Source organism: Shinella sp. SUS2, assembly GCF_001262505.1.
Lineage (GTDB): Bacteria > Pseudomonadota > Alphaproteobacteria > Rhizobiales > Rhizobiaceae > Shinella.
Map to the genome: position 1 here is coordinate 1 of NZ_KQ410812.1, position 2,716 is coordinate 2,716.

Genomic DNA, 2,716 nt, shown 5'->3' on the forward strand with positions numbered 1-2,716 from the left:
GAGGATCGCTCTCGCAACCCTCGATACCTGCATATTGTGAGACGGGTCACCCAGCCCCAGGCGAACATTTAGTCTAGACGTCAATAATTAAAGGTCCCTTTTACGTGCGGATGTTCCGCTCCCACGCTGTCCTCGCCGCCGTGATTTGTGATCGGCTTTCCATGGACGAGCAACGGGAGTTTCTCCGTGGAGAGTACATTGGAAGTTCTCACGACCAGGAAGTCTGGACGTGAGGCGCATCGGCATTGGCCGGACGAGATTAAGGCCCAGATCGTTTCGGAGAGCCTTCAGCCCGCAGTGTTGGTGAATGCAGTCGCCGAGCGACGCGGTCTAAAGCCGAACCACCTTCCATCCGGCGGACGATGGCACGACAGGCCAAGCCAGCTGTCCCGAGGTCATTGTCGGCGCGATCACCATCCGTATGGAAGAATGTGCGTCCGCTGCCCAGATCGCCGCTGTCGCGCGTGTCTGCGCGGTTCCGGCATGATCCTTCCATCCAATAGGGTCCGGATCATGGTGGCGACAAAACCCGCCGATTTCCGCAAGGGCCACGATGGCTTGGCGGCCCTAGTCAAGAACGAGCTGCACAAAGACCCCTTTACAGGGGCGGTCCTCGTCTTCCGGTCCCGCAAAGCCGGCCTGTTCAAGGTGATTTGGCGCGACGGCCAGGGCACCTGCCTGTGAAAGGAGGAGAGGGGATCGGGCGGCCAGACTTGCCGCCGCTCGAAATCAGGCATATACAATAGGCATATACAAAGGAGGCGCGAGCTATGCCCATTCCATCCACGTCGCCGAAGCCGAAGGAGGCCAAGCTGTTCCGCAACAACCGCAGTCAGGCGGTGCGCATCCCGGTCGAGTTCGAGCTGCCGGGGGATCGTGTCCTGATCCATCGCGAAGGTGCAAAGCTCATCATCGAGCCCGTGGGCAGACCGGCCAATCTTGTTGAGCTGCTAGCCGAATGGAGGAAGGAGGCCCCGATGGATGCGGACGACCAATTTCCGGATATCGATGACATCCCCGCCAAGTCGGAGAACATCTTTTGAGCGGCTACATGCTTGATACCAACATCATCAGCGATCTCATCCGAAACCCGGACGGCGCGCCAGCGCGCCGGATCGAGCGTGCAGGACATCAGCAAATCTGCACCAGCATCATCGTCGCGGCCGAACTGCGTTACCGCTGCGCCAAAAAGGGATCGCCGAAGCTACTCGCGAAGGTCGAAAGCCTGCTTGCAGCCATCGCTATCCTGCCACTGGATGCACCAGCGGACGCGGAATACGGCGGTTTTCGCGCAGAGCTGGAGGCGGTTGGACTAATCGTCGGTCAAAACGACTTGTTGATCGCCGCGCACGCCTACTCCCTAGGCTTGACCTTGGTGACAGACAATACCCGCGAGTTCGGCCGGATCCGAGGTCTCAAAGTTGAGAACTGGCTCGAGAGAGCGGATTAGGTCGAAGCAATACCCAGAAACCGCACCATAAAACACACAGACACAATGAACGATAAGATTGCCTTATCGTTCATAATTGACGGCTGCGCAAGGACATGGTAGAAAACATGAAAATGGTAGATTATAGGAGCCTTTCGTGTCCTTAAACATCAAGAACCCGGCGACCGTTGCCCTCGCCGACGAGCTTGCGCGCCGCCAAGGGATCACCAAGACCGCGGCCATTCATCAGGCGCTCAACGAGCGGCTGCACCGGCTGGGGCACGGAGATGTCGCACAGGACCGCCTTCTCGGAGAACTCCGCGCAATCAGCGAGCGTGTGGCGCGACTGCCCGAGCTCGATACGCGTACTGATGAGGAGATCGTCGGCTTTGACGAACACGGGATTCCGAACTGATGGTGATCGACACCTCCGCGATCGTCGCGATACTGCGCAATGAGCTGAAAGCGGAAACCCTGCGCAGGGCTATAGTTGCCGACACGGTGCGGCTTGTTCCCGCAACCTGCGTGTTTGAAGCGCGCATGGTCCTTGTGAGCCGGCGTGGCGAACATGCGCTTGCCGAGATTGACCTCTGGCTCACCAAGATCGCGGCCGATGTGATTGCGGTCGATGCCGACCTGGTCGACGTGGCGACACAGGCCTGGCTCACCTATGGCAAGGGCCGTCACCCGGCCGGATTGAATTTTGCCGACTGTTTCTCTTACGCGCTTGCAAAGCGCAGCGACGAGCCACTGCTTTTCATCGGCGATGACTTCTCCAAAACGGATATTCAGGCTGCCTAACGATGACGAGCGAATCACGTTCGGCCGACGACGAACTCCCCGACATCGTCGATATCGTGCGCGACGTGGTGGATGCCCTCTCCCCTGCCCTGCCGGCGCACGTCGAGCAATTGGCGGACCGGGCGCGCACCTATGTCGAAATGGCGAGCTCGGCGAATACTCGCCGCGCCTATGCGTCCGACTGGTCAAGCAGACGGCTGTCGGCGCCGGCGTCCGCGGTGATCTCTCGGAGATCGAGCGTGCCGAGAAATTCTCAGGCCACTCGCTGCGCGCCGGCCTTGCCTCCTCGGCCGAGGTCGACGAACGTCATGTGCAAAAGCAGCTCGGCCACGCCTCGGCCGAAATGACCCGGCGCTATCGGCGCCGACGTGACCGCTTCCGCGTCAACCTCACCAAAGCAGCAGGCCTTTAGCCCGAATAATTCATGAGGGGTTGGCGGATGTGGTTCAAGCCGTTGAAATGACGTAGGATTTGGTTGCTTACGCG

At 59.6% G+C, this 2,716-nt stretch carries 5 protein-coding genes and 1 pseudogene; all 6 read left to right on the forward strand.

The window, feature by feature from the left end:
- Window positions 1-513: 513 nt before the first annotated feature.
- Complete coding sequence (tnpB, locus tag AKG11_RS35640; RefSeq protein ID WP_245290318.1) at window positions 514-684, forward strand: IS66 family insertion sequence element accessory protein TnpB; 171 nt, start codon at window positions 514-516, stop codon at window positions 682-684.
- Between the two features lie 86 nt (window positions 685-770).
- A complete protein-coding gene (locus tag AKG11_RS33325) occupies window positions 771-1,043 on the forward strand; it encodes an AbrB/MazE/SpoVT family DNA-binding domain-containing protein (RefSeq protein ID WP_050747130.1) in 273 nt (90 codons plus the stop codon).
- Window positions 1,040-1,450 carry a type II toxin-antitoxin system VapC family toxin gene (locus tag AKG11_RS33330; RefSeq protein ID WP_050747131.1) on the forward strand — a complete coding sequence of 137 codons (411 nt, stop codon included), beginning with the start codon at window positions 1,040-1,042 and terminating at the stop codon, window positions 1,448-1,450. Before AKG11_RS33325 ends, AKG11_RS33330 begins: the two co-directional genes overlap by 4 nt.
- Window positions 1,451-1,586: 136 nt before the next feature.
- The gene (locus AKG11_RS34280; protein ID WP_023516401.1) at window positions 1,587-1,844 is read left to right on the forward strand and encodes a type II toxin-antitoxin system VapB family antitoxin; all 258 of its coding nucleotides are present in this window, start codon (window positions 1,587-1,589) and stop codon (window positions 1,842-1,844) included.
- A complete protein-coding gene (locus AKG11_RS33340) occupies window positions 1,844-2,230 on the forward strand; it encodes a type II toxin-antitoxin system VapC family toxin (RefSeq protein WP_050747133.1) in 387 nt (128 codons plus the stop codon). Before AKG11_RS34280 ends, AKG11_RS33340 begins: the two co-directional genes overlap by 1 nt.
- A 178-nt stretch (window positions 2,231-2,408) precedes the next feature.
- A pseudogene (locus AKG11_RS34285) lies at window positions 2,409-2,642 on the forward strand (tyrosine-type recombinase/integrase); the annotation flags it as partial.
- Window positions 2,643-2,716 lie beyond the last annotated feature (74 nt).

What these genes read in the sequence shown, in the direction of transcription:
- tnpB (WP_245290318.1), top strand. Translation starts at nt 514, where the DNA reads ATGGTGGCGACAAAACCCGCCGATTTCCGCAAGGGCCACGATGGCTTG.
- AKG11_RS33325 (WP_050747130.1), top strand. Translation starts at nt 771, where the DNA reads ATGCCCATTCCATCCACGTCGCCGAAGCCGAAGGAGGCCAAGCTGTTC.
- AKG11_RS33340 (WP_050747133.1), top strand. Translation starts at nt 1,844, where the DNA reads ATGGTGATCGACACCTCCGCGATCGTCGCGATACTGCGCAATGAGCTG.